This window comes from Roseibium sp. SCP15 (assembly GCF_040329435.1).
Lineage (GTDB): Bacteria > Pseudomonadota > Alphaproteobacteria > Rhizobiales > Stappiaceae > Roseibium.
The window spans coordinates 1,444,235-1,466,627 of sequence record NZ_JBDZYI010000001.1; the positions used below are offsets into that span (position 1 = coordinate 1,444,235).

Sequence of the window (22,393 nt, forward strand, 5' to 3'; positions counted from 1 at the left end):
CGCTTGCTCAAGCCTCGTTGACTGTGCACCAATCTGCCAGAGAAGGCCTCTTGCTGCGCCCCCTGCCCCGCATCGCAGGTGAAGCGATCATTGAATTCAACACTGCCTCCTGGGTCGTTTCCGCGGCAGCCCTGAACAGAAGATCAATCTTATCCTCCGCAACTATATCGCGCACGACAACATCACACTCTTCGAAATGCATGATCCGCTGGGCAGTGGAAAATGCCAGGGCAATGTCACCGCTGCCATTGCCGTAGAAGGCACCGAGGCGAGCCAGACCTGCCCCGGCACGTTTTGCTATCCGCTTTAACTGGCGGCTCTCCAGAGGCGCATCCGTTGCAAGAACAATAATCACGGAGCCTCGCTCTTCGCTCTGCTTGACGTCCTTGGGATGGGGCATACGTCCGTCGGGCAGAACGAGATCTCCAGGCCTCCCGAAATTGGCCAGAACAAGCGCGCCGAGTGTGTACTGACGTTCCGCTAGATCAAACACGCGTGACGCCGACCCGATGCCGCCTTTGAAACCGAAGGCACTCATTCCGGTTCCAGCGCCCACACTGCCCTGTTCAAAATCTTCAGAAGCAGCTTCTACGGCAGCATCGGCATCTGCCTCGGTCAGGGCCATGGCCTGAATATCACTGAGATATCCATCATTACATTCCATCACCAGTGGATTGACTGTTCCGGTCGACCGTCCGATTTCAGAGTTTTCTGCGATTGCTCTGCGGATCAGAAAATTGACACCCGTACCGACACCGAACGTGTTGGTCAGCAAGATGGGCGTCTCCAGTGAGCCGAGCTCGTCTACCTGTACCAGCCCCGCGCTCTTGCCGAACCCGTTGATGATCTCGACAGCGGCGGGAAGTTTTTCGCGAAAGATGTTGCCCTGATGAGGCAGAACGGCGGTGAACCCGGTTCTTTGCTCGCCATCAATCAGGGTGAAGTGCCCAACAGTGACACCTGAAACATCTGTAATTCGGTTACTTGGACCAACAGGCATGGAACCGCAGGTAAGCCCGAGCGAACGGGATGGGGAAACGAGTTCTGAGGACATATAACACCAGAAAAAGATATCAATCGGCTGCATTGATAAAGAATTCGGTCCGTCTCTCAAAACGAAAAAGCCTCCCGAAGGAGGCCATTCGCGGTTCTGAACAAGTTGACCTTAATGGCAAACCTGCCGATAGCCGACGACAATGTACTGGCGATAGTAAGGGCTCCAGCGCTGGATCGGCTTGTTGTAGCAGCGAACCGGCGCGTAATAGCGTGGCTGGGCCTGAGACGCGATGATCGCACCGGCAGCCAGACCGATGATGGCACCTGCTGCAACGGCACCTGCCCGGTTTTTGGCTTCAGCTTCACCGGGTGTCATCGTGACGGCTGCGGTTGCCACGGTTGCTAAAGTAACGGCTGCGATTGCGAACTTGCGAAACATGACGGTCCTCTCTGCTTTCTAAAGCGGCGTTTCCATCGCCGGTAAGAAGATCCTGGACTTTGTAAGCATCAAAAGCTGTGATTGCCGTCACGTCAGCTCGTGCTAGGCTGTTTCTGACGCATAAACCGAAAAAAATGTTGCACAAATCACATTTTCAATGGAGCAACCCATGTGGGCAATACTTGCTGTTTCCATCCAATTACTGAATGGCCCGAACGTCTGGCCTGTTGCAGATGAAGGAACATTTGAAAACGAGGCAGATTGTCAGGCCGCACTAGACGAAGCCGTGCCGCGAACACTTTCCGAGGACATGCGTGTCGCCTGGGAACAGGGTGAGCTGAAATTTGTCTGCCTGAAAGTTCGAGGCGCTGGAACAACCGGTTAAAGGCGTTTTCTTCAGGGCCCCAGATTCGGATCTCTCCAAATCTCCTCCGAACACTGCCGGAGCTTTCCAAGTCTCAACAAAAAGGTGCAACACATGATTCAAGGAGCCATGATCGTCTGGTTTGTTCTCACAGCTGCCAGCCTTGCATTCGTTGTCTGGGATTCCATTTTCAACGGCGTCACCAGTTGGGTGCAAAAACTCGCATGGGTCCTGGTGGTCGCCTATACTGGACCATTCGGGTGCTTTCTTTACCTGATGACGTGCCGCAGCCCCTTCCCCGGAGGACATGACGCCTTCACCAAAAAGACATGGAAGCAGGCGGTGAACAGCGAAATGCACTGTCTGGCTGGTGATGCGACCGGAATTGTCATCGCAGCAGCGATTGTGCCCGCGTTGGGGCTCACAAACGGTTGGGACAGTGTGTTCGAGTACCTGGCCGGCTTTGTCTGTGGCCTCTTTATATTCCAGGCCTTGATGATGAGGGGTATGTTCGAAGGTGACTACTGGAAGGCCGTTCAAAAGACGTTCTTCGCTGAAACTGTCTCGATGAATTGCGTTATGGCCGGAATGTTACCAACGATGATTGTTCTGACCAGCTTCTGGCCAGATTCCAGGGAACCTTCATCGCCGGAATTCTGGTTTCGGATGAGCATCGCTTCGATCGTCGGTCTGATCACCGCCTATCCGGTCAACTACTGGCTCGTCGCCTCCCATCTGAAACACGGGTGCATGACCTTGCCCGGCAAGGACACTCCATCTCTCGGCCACCGTTCACCGGAGATGTCGATGGCAAGCGCGATGGAGGAAATGCCCGTCCACAATCGTGACGGAGGTGACGATCATGTGGAGCATGGCAAAATGCAGATGACATCCCTGCCTTTTACAATGCAATGCACGCTTATTGCCGCTTCATTTGCCTTGCTGTTCGGCGCCGGTATCGTCACCGATCTGTTTGTACCCATCAGGTTTGGTCTGATGAACTGAAGCAGCTTCTTCATACCGTCCCAAGGACAACGACTTGAGCACCTTGGTTACTAGCAATGCCAACCTATCAGGCCCCTGATTAACGGTGTTTCAGGCCGTTTTCCGCCTAGCTGCAATTTACAATGCCTCCGGCACGCGTTAGAGCACGTCCAAAGATACGCCATTCGGCAGGAAACAATTTACGGACGGACAAGCAGGCATGAGCGAGTTCAAATCGGACTTTCTAAACGTTCTTTCAGAGCGTGGTTTCATTCATCAGATTTCCGACCCGAAGGGTCTCGACGAGCTGTGTGCCAAGGAAACCGTAACGGCCTATATTGGTTTTGACTGCACGGCGCCGAGCCTTCATGCCGGTTCTCTTGTACCCATCATGATGCTGCACTGGTTTCAAAAGACCGGGCACAGACCAATTGCCCTGATGGGTGGTGGCACGACGCGTGTCGGCGACCCCTCAGGAAAAGACGAAAGCCGGAAGATTCTCACTGAGGAAGCCATCGAGGAAAACAAGGCGGGAATCAGGAAAGTCTTCGAGAAGCTGCTTACCTTCGGAAGTGGCTCGACGGACGCCGTCATGCTCGACAACGCCGACTGGTTGCTGAAGCTGAACTATGTTGATTTCCTGAGAGACATTGGCCGGCACTTCTCCGTCAATCAGATGATCCAGAGGGATTCGGTTCGCCTGCGCCTGGAACGCGAACAGCATCTTTCCTTCCTCGAATTCAACTACATGCTGCTGCAGGGCTATGACTACCTGGAACTCCACCGTCAAACCGGGTGCCGCCTGCAGATGGGTGGATCCGATCAGTGGGGCAACATCCTGTCCGGCACCGACCTCGTACGCCGACTTACGGAAACCGAGGCGTTTGCGCTCACCTCCCCGCTGCTGACCACTGCGTCCGGCGCCAAGATGGGCAAGACCGCAGCCGGTGCAGTCTGGCTCAATGAGGAGCAGCTGTCCGCCTACGACTATTGGCAATATTGGCGCAACACGGAAGATGCGGACGTTGAACGCTTCATGAAGCTGTTCACTGTCCTGCCGATGGACGAGATCGCTCGGCTCGCTGCTTTGCAGGGATCGGAAATCAACGATGCCAAGAAGATCCTGGCAACGGAAGCGACCGCGTTGATCCATGGTCGTGAGAAGGCCGAGGCTGCCGCAGAAACCGCACGTAGAGCTTTTGAAGAAGGTCAATCGGCAGAAGGTCTGCCCACTGTTGAGATTTCCAAGGCAGACCTTGAAGCAGGTCTGGGCGTTCTGTCCGCCTTTGTCACAGCTGGCTTGTGCGGATCAAACGGCGATGTCCGCCGTAACATCAAGGGCGGTGCAGTCAAAATCAATGACAAGGGAGAACAGAACGACAAGCGTCAGCTTTCTCTCGGAGATGTCACCGAAGACGGCATTATCAAGTTGTCGCTCGGCAAGAAGAAACACGTTCTGCTCAAGCCGATCTGATCCAGCTCTCCAGCAAATTTCCAAAAAAGGCCGGGCGACACCCGGCCTTTTTTAATTCGCCTGGAACTCGAACATCTTTCTGAATATTCCTGGAGCAATTACCGAGATCGGGTTAACCGTCAGAACCGGATCGGACAGCGAACCGGACAGTCGATAGGTCACGCCTATGAGCCCCTCTCCCGAATTGCCCCCAAGCGCGAAGCCAAGCAGAGGGATTTTTGCAAAGAAGTTGTTGAGCGCGTAAATCGGAACGAAGGTCCCCGTGAGGTTCAAGGTCTGTTGATCCAGGTTCACGGTTCCGCTGACAGTACCACCGAGAGCATTGCCTCGCAGTGCTCCACGGCTGATCGTCATAACGTCTCCTTCGCGGGTAAAATTCAGATCGAGCGTGTCGAAACTTGCTGACCCGTTGACTTGTGCTGCCGGCGTGATCGGATCACCGGGATTTGGGTTCTGCCGGTTGCGTTCGCGAATACTCTTGATTGCCGGGTCTTCGGCTATTTGCAGCGACCGAACCTTGAATTCACCAACCCAGCTATCCTCATCCGCCATTGCGACGTTCAAGGAACCGCTTCCGCCTCTCATGCGCTCGTAGACATCGAGAAAAAGAAGCGTGGCACCCGTATCGGCAAAATTTCCGATCGCATGCTGGCTCTTGTCCTGATCAACGATCTTGAACTCAAAGTCAGACCGACCATCTATCAGGCCTTCGAGGTCAGCCGATATCAGCCCCTTTTTTCCAGTCTCGATCTTGCCTGAAAAGTTGTTGAGGTTTTTGCTGTTGAAACCGATGACACGATCAATCGACGCCGAAATCCTGGCGCCTTCAGCAAAGTCCCCCTCGCCTTTGCTGCCGCCTGGACTGCGCAGACTGCGGATCAACCCGCGGCCGTCGAACGACGCGCCGGAGAAGATGATATTGTAACGGCCATCTGATGCTCGTTGGATATCGACTTCGACATTATCTTCAGGACGTAGCTTGAACGTGTCGAAGGTAGCACTGACAAGATCTCCTTTCGTGCTCAATCGCAAAGATCCGGCAACATCCGCGCCTTCAGACGCCAGGTCGAAATTCTCTATCCGGTTTTCGTCTTCACCCTCAATAAGTTTGAACGTCGCTCTGGCAGGCACGCCTTTTGCTTTTTGCCACCCTAGTGCCTGCAACCGGATCTCGGTCTGTTTCAGGTCGATCGAAAACTCCTGACCTTCGCCAACCTTGGCGACCGCAAGCGTCATGGGACCTTTCAGGAAGGCAGTGAGGTCGACTCCTTTCTGCTTCAGTTGCGCTGCAGTTACGGAAACAACGACATCCTGCTTTGCCGCGACACCTGATCCGCCCAAAGGCACGACAAGGTCGATGTCTGCCTGCAAACCGTCGAGCACACCCTTGCCGGTAATTGCAACCTGCTCACGGTTGGCGTCCAGCGAAATGTCGGCGTTCTTAATTGTGTGCCCCATGATCGGATTTTCATCCGAAAAGTCGGTCATCTGCCCTGTGGCTTGCCAATCGATTTCTGTGACATCGATTTTCTTGCCGAGTGGGAACGTTGCATTGATGTCCAGGTTCCCCGAACCACTGACACCATCGTTTTTCAGGTTTGCTCTATCAAGAACACTGAACGGTGCGCTGTTGACCATGGCGCCGAGGTCCCGGGTTTCGCCTTCGGCCCGCACAGCCACCTTGGCCATCTTGCCGTGCCTGAGAGGAAGATTAAGGATCTCGAACATTCCATCGGGCAAACGAATGTCGCCACCATTTGAGGCCGTAGCCGAACCGTCCCTGGCCAAAACAGTCAAGGTTTCATCCTTGATGGTCAGCGTTCCACTCAGGCCACCGATCTCAGGAATGTCACCCACCGGTGTCACTGCGCCATCTGAAAAGGTCATATCAAGCCGCAAATCATCTCCGGACCATCCCGGATCCGGATCGCGGTAGTCAAACCCTGGTGGGCGAATGGCACCGGTAAACGACACAGTCTCCAGCAGCCCGCCCTTGATGTTTTCGATCACCCATCGGCGCGCAGGTGGAACGAGCGTGATCGGCCAAAGCTGCTTTGCGACGGCAACCGGAATTTGTTCCCCATCCGCGGCAAGCGCGAGATAAGGCCCGTCAGGCGTGATCTGCACAGAAGCGACACCATGCACCACCGCTTTCCCGGAACGGGCTGTAAACCGGTCTATGGAGAGCAGGCGATCCACCGGATCAAAACGGGCTCTCACGGAAACCCCGTCAAGCATGTGCGTCGCTTCAGGAACATCAGAGGAACCGAATTGAGGATGTTTCGTGTCCAGCCATATCGACCAATCCGACGTTCCCTCGCCGATAGGCTTCAACCCACCGGTGAAGAAGATCTTGGTATTGCCGCGAATTACATGTGATTTGGTGATCTCGATGGCGCTCTGGCCTGCCTTGAATAGCAGCGACAAGGCTGCGTCATCGAAGGCGACCAGTGTCCTGCCAAGTTGAAACCAGCCGTCTCGCATCAAAGCAACCGCATTGGCGGAGATGAATTTGCCGTTGCCGTCGAGCTTGCTCTCAATCTTGGCCGATGCTGGCAGCCTCAGTCCCTTGCCCTGTTTCCCGACCGCGTTCGGCCCCAACAATTCCGCAAGCGTGATACCGTTGACCACAACACCTATGGATTTCTGATCGCCACCTTCCGGTGCGGTTCTCGCCAGCTCCAGTCTCCAGGTCGAGACATTTCCGGTCACTCGCGCGAAAGCTCTGATTGTACGGTTGTCGCTGCGAAGGATGTCTGTATCGATACCTTCGAAACTGCGAGGAAAAGCTCCGGAAAGCTGAATAGAACCGTCTCGAATTCTGACAAAGCGCAACCCCCGGCGTGCAAACTGATCATCGACGACATCGCTTACGCGGTCGACCGCTTCCATCAGCGGTCCCATTTCCGGAACCTTTGCCGGCCCGCCTTTCAGCGAGACAGTCACATGCGGTTGTTCCAGATTGAGCGAGGAAAAATGAATCTTGCCCATCAAAAGTGCATCTCGATCGATGGGTGCGGTTAGTTTCGGTAAAGTGATGCTCACAGGAGACGTTCCCGAAATCTCGGCCTTCGCGTCTTCCAAAATGACATCGATTCCACCTGGCGAGGTGAAGTCCACGCTTGCTCTGGCAACGGATAGCTGAACAGGTCCCCGTGTCCCCTGATACGCCAGCAGGCTACCGAGCATGGGAATGCGAACCGGACCGCTGGAAAAGAGAACAACCAGGCCCGCGACCAAACAAGCGAGAATAGCCAACGAAATGTACCGCAGGCGCAGATATTTGCGTCGCGATTTCGCACTCTTGGCTTTTTTCGGTCCTTCAGATCCGCCAGGTTTATGCAATTAAGTCAGTCCATTCTTCCGCCTGAACGCATAAAACAGGCATGCAGTGTAATCCGGGGCAAGGCACCTGGGTTATCTAACGCAGCGTTGATCGAGTCGCTGTACGACTTATGATACGTCAAAAGCTGCGGCAAAAGCGACAGCTGCGTGCTATGAGGCAGCCGGCTAACGGCATTAACGCACAAACTATGACAGAAGGAAGGCAGAATGGGCGAATTGGCCATAGGGGATACGGCACCGGACTTCGACCTCGAAAGTGATGGTGGAAAAAGGATCTCGCTGGGTGCGCTGAAGGGAAGTCCCGTCGTTGTGTATTTCTACCCCAAGGACAACACACCGGGCTGCACAAAAGAGGCAATTGCCTTTTCTGAACTGATCGGGGAGTTCGACAGGTTAGGCGTAACCATCGTCGGACTGTCTCCGGATACCGCCAAAAAACACGACAATTTCATCGCCAAACACAATCTGGCGGTTCGGCTTGGCGCCGACACCGAAAAGCAAACGGCAGAGGCCTATGGCGTCTGGGTGGAGAGGTCCATGTACGGAAAAAAATATATGGGCGTGGAACGTTCGACATTTCTGGTAGACGCCGAAGGCAAAATCGCTCAGATCTGGCGCAAGGTGAAGGTTGCGGGACATGCGGAAGCAGTTCTCGAGGCTGTCCGGGAACTTTGAAGTCGCCGAACCAAGAGAACCGGCGACGCTAAACTGAGCCTTCTAGAGAATGACTGAAAATCTCGCACCCAACCTGCCCTCCAGCCTTGTAGCAGGCGCCAGAGCCATCGTTGCAACCCCGGACACGTCCGAAAAGGTGCGATTGGCATTTGCCGTTTCGAAAGCCTGGTTTCAAAGGAAGCTGGCATTGGGGACACTATCCAAAGACGGCCCCATGCCTCACCGACCGGGCCGACCGGACAAACCAGTATTGCTGGCCCCAAGAGACATGCCCAAGAGAAGCCTGACCGGCAAAGCCGGTCGGCTGGCGCTTATTCATTCGCTGGCACATATTGAGTTGAATGCAGTGGATCTGACCTGGGATCTGGTTGGCCGTTTCGCAGATACCCGCCTACCCCGCTCCTACTATGATGACTGGGTCAGGGTCGGGCTGGAAGAAGCCAAACACTTTTCGATGCTTCAGGACCGGCTGGCCGGACTGGACGCCGCCTATGGCGATCTGCCCGCTCATGACGGACTTTGGCAGGCGGCGCAGGACACGGGTCACGACCTCGCCGCCCGCCTGGCGATCATCCCGCTGGTGCTCGAAGCACGTGGCCTGGACATTACCCCACCCATGATCGAAAAGGCACGAGAGATCGGAGATGAGGAAACGGCCAAGTGCCTGGACATCATTTATCGTGACGAAAAATTCCACGTTGCATTTGGCGCGAAATGGTTCCGATTCTTGTGCGATCGTCAGGGAATCAGGCCTGAACCGGCCTTTCACACATTCGTCCGTCGCCACTTCAGGGGATCGTTGAAACCGCCGTTTAATGATCGCGCACGCTCGGAAGCTGGCCTAACCCCCGGTTTTTACAAGCCTCTCGCACCTCTCTCAGGGTAAATTCAACTGCAATGAAGACGAATTATTAACCTTACCAAATTCTAATCAGACTCAGTTCTTTTGCAGAATGCAGGCAGTGACTGAGTGACAATGCAACAGCGCCAAGAAACGACGCATAGCTATCGAGCGCCCAAAGAGGCGACGCACCATTCGGCGTTGGGCAGGAATGCCCAGACGACCACCTACAGTGTCCGTCCGCTTCATCTGATTTGCGGTGCGCTTGCCTGTATCTCGGCAACTCTGGCGATCTCGGGTACGATCGGCTACTACGTTCTTCGCAATGACATGATGGCGGAAGCCAGCGCTGAACGCACTGAGCTGGTATTGGAATATCAGGACCACATAGACCGGCTCAGGACTGAAATTGAGAACCTGACAAGTCGGCAGATGGTCGACCGTGAAACTGTCGAAATTCAGGTGATGGACGTCCTCCGCAGACAGCAAAGTCTCAACCAGCGGCACGCTATCGTGGCTGACCTGGTGGCAAGAGCTGAAAGCGTTGGCATCTATCTCAGCAACGACAAACCCATGCCCCCGCAAAAACCGGCTATTGATGCCCGCAACCTCGCCTCGATCAGTTCCGACGACAAGACCGCCATTGGTGGCGAAAGCGAGTTGATCGATGAGCCGGTCAAGGCTTTGGGATTGAGAGATGGAACAAGCAAGAGCTTTGATCCATTGTCCGTCCTTCAGCAACCAGCTACCGAAACCTCCGCTGAAGAGTTAAAAAAAAACTCTGAAAAACAAGCTGCGCTAGATGCGGTCAAAGCGCATATCACCGAGATGGATGTCGAAAGCACTGCCGCCATTGATGCAATTACAGTTGCAACGGAAGGCCGCATTGAGGACATCCTCGGCATAACGCTTCAAATCACGCCTGGTCTCAATGCAGCCTTACGCAAGAACACAGCGATTGGCGGCCCTTTCCAACCGATTTCTTCCAAGACGTTTCCCGAGCGCCTGAAACGGGCAGACGATGCGCTGCAAGCTTTGAGAAGGGTGAAATTCACTGCGCTACGCCTGCCGATCAAACGCCCACTTCGCAATGGCAGAGTATCAAGCAGCTACGGGCCACGGGTCGACCCATTCCTGGGCCGCCTGGCCATGCATACCGGCATCGACTTCAAAGCCCCCTACGGTGCTCGCGTATACTCCACAGCGCCCGGCACAGTCATCACCGCAAAGAGAAAAGGGGGCTACGGCAAGATGGTGGAAATCCGCCATGCCAACGGGTTTGTCACGCGTTACGCCCATCTGAGCCGTATTCAGATTGCCGAAGGAGATCACGTACTTGCCGGAGATTTGATCGGCAACGTTGGCTCCACGGGCCGGTCAACCGGCCCGCATCTCCACTACGAAATCCGCCGAAACGACAAGCCAAGCAACCCGGCAACATTTCTATCAGCCGGGGATCAGCTGACAGCTCTTTCCCTATAATGCAAAACGGGGCCAACCGGCCCCGCAATCGTTCTCTCTGGCTGTTTCTGAAGTCCTACTCGATGTCCTCGACTTCGACCGGGTCACCACCGAAGACTCTCTGAGCCAGCGCGGCTTCCATGAACTTGTCGAGATCGCCATCAAGCACATCACCGGGCGAAGTGCTTTCCACCCCGGTTCTCAGGTCTTTCACCAGCTGGTAGGGCTGGAGGACGTAAGAACGGATCTGGTGCCCCCAACCGATATCAGTCTTTGAGGCAGCCTCCGCATTGGCAGCTTCTTCGCGTTTCTTGAGTTCCGCCTCGTAGAGACGCGCCTTCAACATGCCCCAGGCCGTTGCACGGTTCTTGTGCTGAGAGCGTTCGGACTGGCACTGTACAACAATACCGGTCGGCTGGTGCGTGATACGAACGGCCGAATCGGTCGTGTTGACGTGCTGCCCACCTGCACCGGAGGCGCGGTAGGTATCGATACGGCAATCACTTTCGTTGATGTCGATCTCAATCGAATCGTCGATCACCGGGTAAACCCAAGCACTGGAAAAGCTGGTATGTCGGCGCGCATTACTGTCATAGGGCGAAATCCGGACCAGACGGTGAACGCCTGACTCCGTCTTCATCCAGCCATAGGCATTTTCACCCTTGATCAGCAACGTTGCCGATTTGATGCCTGCCTCTTCACCATCGTGATACTCAAGGATTTCCACCTTGAACCCGCGTTTTTCAGCCCAACGCCTGTACATGCGCAAAAGCATGGAAGCCCAATCCTGGCTCTCCGTGCCACCCGCGCCAGAATTGATTTCAAGATAGGTGTCGTTTCCGTCGGCTTCGCCCGATAGCAGCGAATTGAGCTGCAACTGGTCGACCTTGGCCTTTAGTCCACGCAGAGCGTCTTCCGCGTCTGTCACAACGGAAGCATCGTCTTCCATTTCACCAAGCTCAATCAGCTCGATATTGTCTGACAGATCCTGCTCCAGTCCCTTGACGCCATTGATGCCGTCATCAAGTTGCTGGCGTTCACGCATCAGCTTTTGCGCTTTGGACGGGTCATTCCACAGCTCGGGATCTTCGGAAAGGGCGTTCAGTTCTTCCAGACGGACAAGAGCCTGATCCCAGTCAAAGATGCCTCCTCAGCAGGCTTATGGCCTGCTTGATTTCATCGACGATCGCTTCCATCTCGGCGCGCATCGGATACCTCTCTCAGATTATGCGAAACGGCCCGGTCTCGTTTTCGAGCAACCGGGCCGAGAATTGGAGCCGGACCTTAGCCGGGCCGGCAACATGTGTAAACCACGTAAATCGCAGCGGATTACAATCCTTTCCGCCGGCGTCATCAGGGCCCTTAGTAGAGGCCGCCTGTGCCTTGAGTGACAGCGTCCTGAGCCTCCGGAGATACCGCGTGGGAAACGCCAAGCGAGCTCTGGAAGTCAATGATCGCATAACTGTCGTTGGGTGCCATTCCCGGTTTGAACGCTTCCAGGATCGCACCAGGTGTGCCGGGAGCCGCGCGCAGACCGGTCCGGCGGTTGATCGCGATCAGCTGCAGACCGCGCGGGACACGGAATTCCACCGGAGGTTTGTCGGCCAAGGCCTTTTTGACGAAGTCAGTGAAGATCGGTGCAGCAACCTGTCCACCGGTTGCACCGCGTCCCATTGGCTTGGGATTGTCGTAGCCGACAAAAACACCAACCGCGAGGTCCGGTGTGAAGCCCATGAACCATGCATCCTTTTCGTCGTTGGTCGTACCGGTCTTGCCGGCAACCGGACGGCCGACCGCACGAACCGATGTAGCGGTACCACGCTGAACGACGCCTTCCATCATCGAGGTGATCTGATAGGCGGTCATCGGGTCCAGAACTTGTTCACGATCATCGATCAGCGTCGGTTCGCCCTGATCCTCCCACACATCTTGCGTGCAGCCATCGCAAATACGGCTGTCATGCTTGTAAATGGTGCGGCCATAGCGGTCCTGAATTCTGTCGATCAGGGTCGGACGCACTTTCCTGCCGCCATTTGCAATAGTGGCATAAGCGGTGGTCATGCGCAGGACAGTCGTTTCGCCCGCGCCCAGCGACATGGAAAGCACTGGCAACATATTGTCGTAGATGCCGAAACGCTTTGAGTATTCAGCCACAAGCGGCATACCCATGTCCTGTGCCAGACGCACGGTCATCACGTTTCGCGACAGTTCGATACCTGTCCTCAGAGTTGACGGACCATAGAACTTTCCGCCGTAGTTCTGAGGACGCCAGGTGCCGAGCCCCGGACCCTGGCTGATTTCGAGCGGAGCATCCATCACAACCGAAGACGGCGTGTAGCCGTTGTCAAGAGCGGCCGCATAAAGGAACGGTTTGAACGAGGATCCAGGCTGGCGATAGGCCTGAGTTGCCCGGTTGAACTCACTTTGCGCGAAGCTAAAGCCCCCCACCAGCGCAAGCACACGGCCCGTATAGGGATCCATTGCGACAATCGCACCGGACACTTTCGGGATCTGGCGAAGTTCGAATGTCCCGGGAGCAACCTGGCTTTCCTGGACATAGACGACATCGCCCGGAGCCAGAACATCGGAAACGGAACCAGGGGCACGACCGTTGACCCTTGCCCACTTCATTGTCTCGAGAAACAACGGTCCGGTAGTGCGCTCGTCTGACAGTTTGCCGCTGACAAGGGTATCCGGCTGCACACCGATCTTTGCCTGGTCGGATCCGCTTTCCAGAATAACAGCCAGCTTCCATTCGGGAATGTCGCTGAGGGCCTCAATTTTCGCCAGGTCAATGCCCCAGTCCGCGCCAATGGTGATACGGTCGACCGGACCGTTCCAGCTGCCACGCTTGTGGTCGAAATTGATCAGCCCCTCCATGAGAGACTCACGTGCCATCTTCTGGAGTTCGGGATCAAGCGTCGAACGCACCGAAAGGCCACCTTCATAAAGGCGCTTGTCGCCGAAAATGTCGGCAACTTCTCTCCGCACTTCTTCCGTGAAGTATTCTGCGGCAAACAGGCGGGAGCCGGTCTCTCGAGGTTTCACCGTAATCGGCTTTTCCTTGGCTTCCTGACCTTCTTCAACGCTGACATAACCGTCGGCAACCATGCGATCGATGACATAGTTGCGGCGAGCGATTGCACGTTCGGTATGGCGGAACGGATGATAGTTGTTGGGAGCCTTGGGAAGAGCGGCCAAATAGGCGACTTCATCCAGCGTCAGTTCATGGACCGACTTGTCGAAATAGATGAGGGCTGCGGCGGCAATCCCGTGAGCCCCCAGCCCGAAATAAATCTCGTTGACGTAAAGTTCGAGAATCTCGTCCTTGGTATAGGCCTGCTCGATTCGGAGCGAGAGAATCGCTTCCTTGATCTTTCTGACAATCGAAAGGTCGTTGGTAAGAAGAAAGTTCTTCGCTACCTGCTGCGTAATCGTCGACGCACCTTCCGGGCGCCTGCCCGATCCGTAGTTCTGGATGAAGCGCACAGCTGCACGCGCGATACCTTCCGGGTCGACGCCGATATGCGAATAGAAATTCTTGTCTTCCGCCGCAATGAATGCCTGCTTCACTCTTTCCGGAATAGCCTGAATCGGCAGAAACATGCGCCTTTGCGTCGCATACTCCGCCATCAGGCTGCCATCGGCAGCGTGAACACGGGTCATGACCGGTGGTTCGTAGTTCTTCAGGGCTGTGTAATCTGGCAGGCTTTCATCGAGGTGCTGCAAATACATCCAGACCCCTGCGGCAATCAGCAATGCCAAAGCAGCACCGACCCCGAAGAGATAGCCAAAAAATTTCACCAAAAATTTCATACCGCGGGCTCGTCTTTCCCCGTCTTTAGCGCTTCCTGTCTTCTAACATGGAAACTTTGTTCCGGCACCCTTTGGCGCCTCTAAGCACAGTTGGTTGCCTGCCTTCCTCAGCCACCAATATGGCGATGCTGAGGCAATTGCCAGTCAAGACCCGCAAATTCTCAAACAATTCAAGCTTTTTACTGCGATGCCGCGGCCTGTCCTCGAGCAAGCCGAGGTCGGAAAAATCCGTGAATCGCTTCCGTCATGGCACTCGCCATTCTGTCGCGCCATTCTTCGGATATCAGCAGCTTCTCGTCGTGTTCGTTTGACAGATAGCCCAACTCGACCAGAACTGAAGGAACATCATGTGCCTTCAGCACCTTGAAACCCGCAGATCTGTGCGGATTATTGATAAGGCGAACTGCGCTTTTCATTTCATTGACAAGTGTTCTTGCGAAATAAACCGAAAATGATCGCGTTTCCCTGCGCGCCAGATCCAACAGGATGTCGGTAACATCTGTCGGCTCTTCATCCAGAACGACGCCGGCGATGATATCGGACATGTTTTCCGATTCAGCCAAATCTTCCGCCAACTGATCGGAAGCCCTGTCGGACAGCGTGTAAACGGTGGCCCCACGGACGAGTTTACGACCTCGACGCACAGAATCAGCGTGTATGGAAATAAACAGATCCGCGGCCAGTTCATGCCCGATCTCCACGCGCCGAGAAAGCGGAATGAACGTGTCATCGTCCCGCGTCAGGCGCACGTCGTAGAGATCTCCTTCGTCGAGTTTTTCCTTAAGCAGTTTGGCAAAGTCGAGCACGATCGCCTTTTCCAGAGTCCCGGCCACGCCTGTCGCGCCCGTGTCAATGCCACCATGGCCCGGATCGAGCAAAATCAACGGCTTGTCTTTGGCCTTCGGAGCTGAGAGTCGATCGCTCTTGGACGACTTCTTCTCGTTTTTGGCAGTTTCCCTGGAACGGGAAGTGGCAACGAAAGCGGCAAATTCGTCGGGGGTTGAACGCACCAGGTCCACCACCAGGCGTGCGGGCTGATCGTCCACTGCCGGCAGGAAGAATGTCTTGTCGACACTGATCGGATCGGTCAGATCCATCACCACCCGTGATTTCCCCAGAGCAAACAGACCGAAACGCCAGTCGGAAATCAAACCGCGACCAGACTGCCCCACTCCTTCAGGCAAGTCGAATGTCACTTCCGGCAAATCGACGATCAATCTATAGGGATTGGTCAAACCGGAGATCACAGGCACCACCTGCGCGTTCAGGTCCAGAACGAATCGCGTCCTGTCTTCATCACCGGCCACCCGGGCACCGGTTATCACCGGTTTGGCTGACTGGGCTAGCGCAGAACCCGACTGACCAAACGAAAATGGCAGACCAAACGCAAACACGATTGCCAGAAGCACCACAACCAGAAAACTGGCACCTAAAGCCTTACCAACCTGTGATTTTATCCAGTTTTTATTCACAATCTCACCGGTCATGATACTCGCAAATCGCCTGCGACATTCCCACTGTTGCCTTTGTCATACGCGATCTGCTCTATCAGGAAAATGCTTTATGCTGTTCACATTGCTTGCAATGCTGATCGCCGGAACGTAAAAGTACCTTACGGATTTCGGTTCGAGACCGATACCTTCCCGGATGGCGATTAGGAGTAACTATCCACAACGTCATCATATTTCCGGGCCAGTAGACGACGGAAGAGAGGCCTTTTCGTCGAGTGTGGATGAGCCAGGATTATTGTGGAAGCAAAGTGTCGGAATCTCTTTAATACCGCACCGCCTCGCGCAGTCGCGCCCGTTTTCGGAGCCGAATTTTCAGCGAGGAACGTGGCGGCAGCAAGAGCGAACCATTCCGAAACCGGGTGCAGATGAAGCGGCAGACGCCAGCCTGCATTCCGGCGAAAGTACAACGACTTAACTAAAGGGCCTGCGTTGCCCCGAAGGACCCGCGCGATGCATGTGGAGATCAACATAAAGCAAGGAACCGCTCCAGCGGCCGCTTTTGTTGGTCATTCAACCGCGCCGGGCGCAGACGCCCTTCCCTATCTTAGCAAAACAAATACGGCAGCCTTCCTCCTTTCGGGCGATGCGCGTTTTGGATACGCGCCAAGCAGCGCTGCCGTGGAGACCTTCGAGAATGGCAAACAAAATGCTGATCGACGCGGGCCACCCGGAAGAGACCCGGGTAGTCGTCGTGCGTGGCAATCGGGTTGAAGAATTCGACTTTGAAGCAGCAAACAGAAAGCAGCTTCGCGGGAATATTTATCTGGCGAAAGTCACTCGGGTAGAACCTTCGCTTCAGGCAGCCTTTGTGGAATACGGCGGAAACCGCCACGGGTTTCTCGCATTCAGTGAAATCCATCCCGACTATTATCAGATCCCGGTTGCGGACCGTGAAGCGTTGCTTGCGGCCGAAGCCGCCGAGCGCAACAACGACGAGCCTGAGGCAGAGGAAAAGCCGAAACGTCGCCGCCGGTCTCGTGCGGCCAAGAACGAATCGTCAGATACCGTTGCCAGCGAAAAGGTAGAGGCGGCTGAAGCCTCGAACTCTGATACTGCGGAAGGCAATCAGGACGATGTCGCCGACACCGGCACTGAAAACGCTTCTGGAGAATCGGAGGGGGGCGCTGAAGTCGTAGCCGCCTCTGAAGAAGGCGAAGCGTCCGAAACAGAAAACACACCAGCAGAGGCGAAAGCCTCTGAAGAAGCTGATGCTGCTGAAACGTCTTCCGATCAGGATGCCGAGGAACAGGAAACTGACGACGGCGATAACACAGAAACCGTCGAAGCAACCTCTGAAGATGAAGAAGAAGCTCCAGTAAGGGCTCGCGGCCGTCGCAGACGTCGCAATCGCGATGAAGACGAGGACACCGACAATGATGAAGACACGGTCGAGTCGGTAGGTGCGGAAGACGCGATGGAAGAAGTTCCTGAGCGTCCTGTTCCGCTGCGCAAGCAGTACAAGATCCAGGAAGTCATCAAACGCCGCCAGATCATTCTGGTTCAGGTCGTCAAGGAAGAGCGCGGCAACAAGGGCGCAGCTTTGACCACGTACCTGTCGCTTGCAGGTCGCTATTCAGTGTTGATGCCGAACACTGCTCGTGGTGGCGGGATCTCCCGCAAGATTACTCAGCCAACCGATCGCAAGCGCCTGAAGAAAATTGCCTCCGAGCTTGATGTGCCGGAAGGCATGGGCGTGATTCTGCGCACCGCAGGTGCCAGCCGTACGAAAGCCGAGATCAAGCGTGATTTCGAGTATTTGATGCGGCTTTGGGAAAATGTGCGCGAGTTGACGCTTAAATCGAGCGCTCCGAGCCTTGTTTATGAGGAAGGGAGCCTGGTCAAACGATCAATAAGGGATCTTTATAACAAGGACATCAACGAGGTACTTGTCTCGGGTGACGAAGGTTATCGTGAGGCTAAGGACTTCATGCGCATGCTTATGCCGAGCCATGCCAAGAATGTTCAGCCCTACAGAGATCCCTCACCGCTCTTCATCCGCTATGGCGTCGAGCCACAGCTGGACGCGATGTTCTCGCCGCAGGTGACATTGAAGTCCGGAGGATACATCGTCATCAACCAGACCGAAGCTCTGGTCTCGATCGACGTCAACTCCGGCAAGTCGACCCGCGAACACAACATTGAGGACACTGCTCTTCAGACCAACCTGGAAGCAGCCGAGGAAGTAACGCGCCAGCTGCGCCTGCGTGATCTGGCCGGTCTCGTCGTGATCGATTTCATCGACATGGAGGAGTCAAAGAATAACCGGGCTGTCGAGCGCAAGCTGAAGGAGTGCCTCAAGAACGACCGTGCTCGCATTCAGGTCGGTCGAATTTCTCACTTCGGCCTGCTCGAAATGTCGAGACAGCGCATCCGCACTGGTGTTCTTGAAAGCTCCACAACACCTTGCCCGCACTGCCAGGGAACCGGAATGATCCGGTCGGTTGAATCAGTGGCACTGCATGTCCTGCGGTCGATTGAAGACAATCTTCTGAAAGGCGCGTCCCACAATCTGATTATCCGGACCACAACGCAGGTTGCGCTCTACATCCTCAATCAGAAACGCTCGAACCTGTTCGATCTGGAAACTCGGTTTGCGATTGAGATCGAAGTGCACGCCGATGACACGGTCAACGGTCAGCTTTATGTTCTGGAGCGCGGAGCGCCTGTTGACCGCGACCGTATTCCGGCCCCGGTGCCGACTGTGCAGCCGGATACGATTGAAATCATCGACGAGAACACCGAACAGCCAGTCATCGAAGAGCAGGCAGAGGACGACGACGGTGGTGATCGTCGCCGCAGACGCCGCCGCAAGCGCCGCAGGGGCGGCTCCGACAACCAGCAGGATGCGGGCGATAGCCGTCAGGTAGCAGCCGAAGGCGATGATGCAGAGGCCGAAGAAGGTCAACCGCAAGAAGCCCAGTCCGGCGAAGACGAAGGCGGTGAGGATGAACCCCGCCGCAAGCGTCGCCGGGGTCGCCGTGGCGGCCGCCGTGGACGTCGCAACGGTGACGGCGTGGAGGCTCAGGCGGAAGACGGTGACGATACCGAGAACTCCGCTGAACAGCCTTCTGAGGGTGCAGCCGCATCAGATGATCAGACAGAGAACGATCAGGAGAACGGCGAAGCGGAAGCAATCGCGGTAGCAACTGAAAGCACCTCGGAAATGCAAGCGTCCACCGAAGACCAAACGGTCAACGGTGAAACCAGCGAAGCGGTTCTGGTGGAAGAAGTCGCAAGCTCCACCGAACCGGTTGAAGCGAAAGATGACGCCGTAACAGAAGCAACAGAAGCTGGTGATGACACCACCGACACACCAGACGAAGCTGCCACAGAAGACACGATTGTTGTCGAGACACCGACCTCCGAACAGCCTGTCGTGAATGAAGCTTCTGAAGAGGAAACTGCGGAAGAAGCCCCCACGGCTCCGGCTGAACCGGTCGTTACAAGCGAGACCTCTGGTGAGGACAAGGAAGACAAACCGAAGCGTGTCGGCTGGTGGCAGCGCGGTCGCTCGTTCTTCTAAGAATTTCTAACAAAGATGCAAAAAGGCGGCCGTGGGGCCGCCTTTTTTTGTCTCCATACTTTCACTGCCCATGCAGACAAAGCTGCCTACCTTAGAAACCCCTGCAATCGCGCAAGTGCTTCCTTCATATCGTCATGCGCCCCTGCAAAGGAAAACCGCAGGAATTCATGGCCGTGAACAGGGTCGAAATCGACACCCGGAGTGGCCGCAACACCTGCCTCATGCAGCATCCGCTTTGCAAAGTCGAGACTGTCAGCGCTGAACTTGCTGATATCGGCATAAATGTAGAAGGCCCCGTCGACTGGCAGCAACTTGTCCAACCCAATCCTAGGTAGCCCTTCAATCAGCAAAGTCCGGTTGGCTGCGTAGCCCGCCTTGACCGCCTCCAGCTCCTGCACTGCGTCGAGTGCGGCCGTTGCAGCGATCTGGGAGAGTTCCGGCGGAGAGATATAGAGACTTTGAGCGATACGTTCAGCAGGACGAACGAGCTGCTCCGGCAACACCATCCAGCCAATGCGCCAGCCTGTCATGCAGTAATATTTGGAGAAACTGTTGATGATGATCGCTTTTTGAGTGGTCTTGAGTGCAGTGGCCTGTTCCCCGGCATAGTCGAGACCATGATAGATCTCGTCGGAGATGAACCAGATGTTCTCATCTTCACAATACCGCAGCAGCGTTTCCAACGCTTCCGGTGTCATCATCGTTCCGGTCGGGTTGGCGGGGCTGGCAACAAGAACACCTTTCACAGGCCCTCCCCTTTGCGCTTCTGCAAGATGCTCCGGCGTCAGGCTCCACCTTGTGTCTTCGCCAACTTCAACTTCAACCGGCACAAGCCCGAGTGCCTTGAGAATGTTCCGATAAGCGGGATACCCGGGTGCGGTAAGCACAATCCTGTCGCCGGGATCAAAGGCGGCCAGGAATGCCAGGTTGAAACCCGCTGATGATCCGGTTGTAACCATGATCCTTTCCGCGGGAACTCCAACCCCGTATGTCTTCTTGTAATGCCCGGAAAGAGCCTCCCGCAACGGTCTGATGCCAAGCGCCTCGGTGTACCCTAGACGGCCATGATTCAAGGCTTCCTGTGCTGCGGCGAGCGCGGATTTCGGAGCAGGCGCAGAGGGTTGCCCCACTTCCATGTGAATGATCTTCCTGCCCGCAGCTTCCAGTTTTGCTGCTTCCGACAACACGTCCATGGCAATGAAGGGTGCAACGTCGCTGCGCTCGGACGGCAGAAAGGCGTTCTTTGTCATGTTGATCCGATGTTCCGGCTTAGAGATTGTCTTCGTTCCGTATTGCGGATTTTTTGCCGGGGTGCAATCGGCTCGGCCATAACTTTTCGGCATTTCGGGAGGCAAACAAAAGTCGAACCTTTCCGAATTGTCATTTGGCTGTTCTTGACCGGAACCCACAGTCTCCATACCTTCGGCCAAAACTCATATGCGTGGATATTGATCCATGGAATTCGGATTGGAGTTTCGATTTGCTGCGTAAAAATTCTGTTCTTGCCCGCAAATCTGCAAGAACTTATGGATGCCTTGTCAAAAGGACAGTGGCCTTGGCATGTTCCGCAGCAATTGTACTGCCGATGGTTGTCACCCCGGCCAGTGCGCAACGAGGAAGGTTGCCTCTGATACGGGACGCGGAAACGGAAACTCTACTGAAGGACTACGCGAAACCGATCTTCAAGGTTGCGGGTATCTCAAACTCCGAACCGGAGATCATTCTGGTCAATGACAAGAGCTTCAACGCCTTTGTCCCCGATTCCCGCCGCATGTTCATCAACATCGGTGTTTTGATGGAGGCCGAAACACCTGGTGAAGTCATCGGAGTGGTCGCCCATGAAACCGGTCACATTGCCGGTCGCCATCTTGTGCGTCTTCGGTCGGCTGCAGCCAATGCCCAGATCGTGTCCGTGATCGGCATGATCCTCGGCGCAGGCGCGGCAGCAGCAGGTGCTGCCGCCGGCTCGAGTCAGGCCGCCTCTGGTGGTGCGGCGGCAGCTCTCGGCGCCGGTTCAGTCGGCAAACGCTCTCTCCTTTCCTATCAAAGGGGAGAAGAAGCAGCAGCTGACCGTGCCGCTCTCAAGTATCTGAATGCCACCGGCCAGAGTGCGCGCGGCATGCTGAAGACATTCGAGCGCATGTCCGAGCAGCAAATGTTCACCCGAAAGTTTGCCGACCCTTACGCGCAGAGCCATCCAATGGCTCAGGAACGCTACAACGGACTGTTGAACGAGGCCCAGAAGTCCAAGTACTTCGATCAACCGGACGATTACGTCTTGCAGTACCGGCATGACCTGGTTCGGGCAAAACTGTTCGCCTATACGAGCCATCCTTCAGCAACGCTCAGGGCTTACCCGCGCAGCGACAAGAGCCCGGCTGCACAATATGCACGCGCGATCGCAGCCATGAAGAGCCGTGGAAAGGGCGCTGTGAAGGAGATAGACGCCCTCATCCGCACACAGCCCAACAACCCGTACTACTACGAACTCAAGGGGCAGGCCTTGCTCGAAGGCGGAGATCCCAAGGGCGCTATTGCACCATTCCGCAAGGCGCTTTCCATCAAGCCCAACGAACCGCAATTCATGGTCTGGCTAGGATACGCGCTGGTTGGCGCGAACAATCCTTCTTATCTGCCTGAAGCTGAAAAAGTGCTGAAACGCGCCATTCAAAGAGACCCGAATTCCGGTGTGGCTTACAGTCAACTCGCAATCGCCCATGGACGCCAGGGCGAGCGCGCCGAAGCGGATTTGGCGACAGCAAAGGGATTGATGGTGAGCGGAGACTTCCAGGCCGCCAGGCGTTACGCGGCCCGTGCTCAAAAAAGTTTGAAGCGCGGATCGCCCGCATGGCTTCAAGCGGACGACATTGTAGCGTACAAACCTCCCAATCTGCCGAATCGCCGGTAATCCAAGCTATACACAAGGCGGCGTGGTCCGGTGTTTCAAGATCAGCCGCCCAAGGA

The 22,393-nt window shown here is 55.5% G+C and carries 15 protein-coding genes; 8 read left to right on the forward strand and 7 right to left on the reverse strand.

Going from position 1 to position 22,393, the window contains the following annotated elements; translation table 11 throughout:
- Positions 1–7 precede the first annotated feature (7 nt).
- Both ABLO27_RS06540 and ABLO27_RS06545 read right to left on the reverse strand, forming a co-directional pair.
- Entirely contained in the window at positions 8–1,000 is a 993-nt protein-coding gene (locus ABLO27_RS06540) for a P1 family peptidase (RefSeq protein ID WP_353031400.1), read from the reverse strand.
- Positions 1,001–1,165: 165 nt separating this feature from the next.
- The gene (locus ABLO27_RS06545; protein ID WP_353031401.1) at positions 1,166–1,435 is read right to left on the reverse strand and encodes a tyrosyl-tRNA synthetase; all 270 of its coding nucleotides are present in this window, start codon (positions 1,433–1,435) and stop codon (positions 1,166–1,168) included.
- A 169-nt stretch (positions 1,436–1,604) separates the two neighbouring features.
- On the opposite strand from ABLO27_RS06545, the gene ABLO27_RS06550 reads away from it, so the two are divergent.
- The 3 genes from ABLO27_RS06550 to tyrS all read left to right on the forward strand — a co-directional run bounded on the left by ABLO27_RS06550 (position 1,605) and on the right by tyrS (position 4,257).
- Positions 1,605–1,820, forward strand: coding sequence for a hypothetical protein (locus tag ABLO27_RS06550; protein ID WP_353031403.1), 216 nt, complete (start codon positions 1,605–1,607; stop codon positions 1,818–1,820).
- A 93-nt stretch (positions 1,821–1,913) separates the two neighbouring features.
- A complete protein-coding gene (locus ABLO27_RS06555; protein WP_353031405.1) occupies positions 1,914–2,804 on the forward strand; it encodes a DUF4396 domain-containing protein in 891 nt (296 codons plus the stop codon).
- A 199-nt stretch (positions 2,805–3,003) separates the two neighbouring features.
- Positions 3,004–4,257 carry a tyrosine--tRNA ligase gene (gene tyrS, locus ABLO27_RS06560; protein WP_353031407.1) on the forward strand — a complete coding sequence of 418 codons (1,254 nt, stop codon included), beginning with the start codon at positions 3,004–3,006 and terminating at the stop codon, positions 4,255–4,257.
- A 51-nt stretch (positions 4,258–4,308) separates the two neighbouring features.
- On the opposite strand, the gene ABLO27_RS06565 is transcribed toward tyrS, so the two are convergent.
- Positions 4,309–7,515: an AsmA-like C-terminal domain-containing protein gene (locus ABLO27_RS06565; RefSeq protein ID WP_353031409.1), complete on the reverse strand. Its 3,207-nt coding sequence runs from the start codon at positions 7,513–7,515 to the stop codon at positions 4,309–4,311.
- 294 nt (positions 7,516–7,809) lie between these two features.
- On the opposite strand from ABLO27_RS06565, the gene bcp reads away from it, so the two are divergent.
- The 3 genes from bcp to ABLO27_RS06580 all read left to right on the forward strand — a co-directional run bounded on the left by bcp (position 7,810) and on the right by ABLO27_RS06580 (position 10,600).
- On the forward strand, positions 7,810–8,277 hold the full coding sequence (gene bcp, locus ABLO27_RS06570; RefSeq protein ID WP_353031411.1) for a thioredoxin-dependent thiol peroxidase: 468 nt from the start codon (positions 7,810–7,812) through the stop codon (positions 8,275–8,277).
- Positions 8,278–8,326: 49 nt separating this feature from the next.
- Entirely contained in the window at positions 8,327–9,163 is an 837-nt protein-coding gene (locus tag ABLO27_RS06575) for a ferritin-like domain-containing protein (RefSeq protein ID WP_353031413.1), read from the forward strand.
- 90 nt (positions 9,164–9,253) lie between these two features.
- Entirely contained in the window at positions 9,254–10,600 is a 1,347-nt protein-coding gene (locus ABLO27_RS06580) for a M23 family metallopeptidase (protein ID WP_353031415.1), read from the forward strand.
- Between the two features lie 55 nt (positions 10,601–10,655).
- Here the strand turns inward: ABLO27_RS06580 and prfB are convergent.
- From prfB to ABLO27_RS06595, 3 genes are all read right to left on the reverse strand, one after another.
- A protein-coding gene (gene prfB / locus ABLO27_RS06585; protein WP_353031417.1) for a peptide chain release factor 2 occupies positions 10,656–11,787 on the reverse strand; the annotation gives its coding sequence in 2 pieces (ribosomal slippage) (positions 10,656–11,717 and positions 11,719–11,787; 1,131 coding nt in all).
- Between the two features lie 154 nt (positions 11,788–11,941).
- Positions 11,942–14,395, reverse strand: a complete 2,454-nt coding sequence (locus ABLO27_RS06590; protein ID WP_353031418.1) for a penicillin-binding protein 1A — start codon at positions 14,393–14,395, stop codon at positions 11,942–11,944.
- Between the two features lie 179 nt (positions 14,396–14,574).
- On the reverse strand, positions 14,575–15,882 hold the full coding sequence (locus tag ABLO27_RS06595; protein ID WP_353031419.1) for an N-acetylmuramoyl-L-alanine amidase: 1,308 nt from the start codon (positions 15,880–15,882) through the stop codon (positions 14,575–14,577).
- Between the two features lie 658 nt (positions 15,883–16,540).
- Between ABLO27_RS06595 and ABLO27_RS06600 the strand changes: the two genes are divergently transcribed.
- Positions 16,541–19,429 (forward strand): Rne/Rng family ribonuclease, encoded by a 2,889-nt coding sequence (locus ABLO27_RS06600; RefSeq protein WP_353031420.1) that lies wholly within the window; start codon positions 16,541–16,543, stop codon positions 19,427–19,429.
- 86 nt (positions 19,430–19,515) lie between these two features.
- Here ABLO27_RS06600 and ABLO27_RS06605 read toward each other — a convergent pair whose 3' ends face one another.
- Positions 19,516–20,679: a pyridoxal phosphate-dependent aminotransferase gene (locus tag ABLO27_RS06605; protein WP_353031421.1), complete on the reverse strand. Its 1,164-nt coding sequence runs from the start codon at positions 20,677–20,679 to the stop codon at positions 19,516–19,518.
- A 299-nt stretch (positions 20,680–20,978) separates the two neighbouring features.
- On the opposite strand from ABLO27_RS06605, the gene ABLO27_RS06610 reads away from it, so the two are divergent.
- Positions 20,979–22,337: a M48 family metalloprotease gene (locus ABLO27_RS06610; RefSeq protein ID WP_353031423.1), complete on the forward strand. Its 1,359-nt coding sequence runs from the start codon at positions 20,979–20,981 to the stop codon at positions 22,335–22,337.
- Positions 22,338–22,393 lie beyond the last annotated feature (56 nt).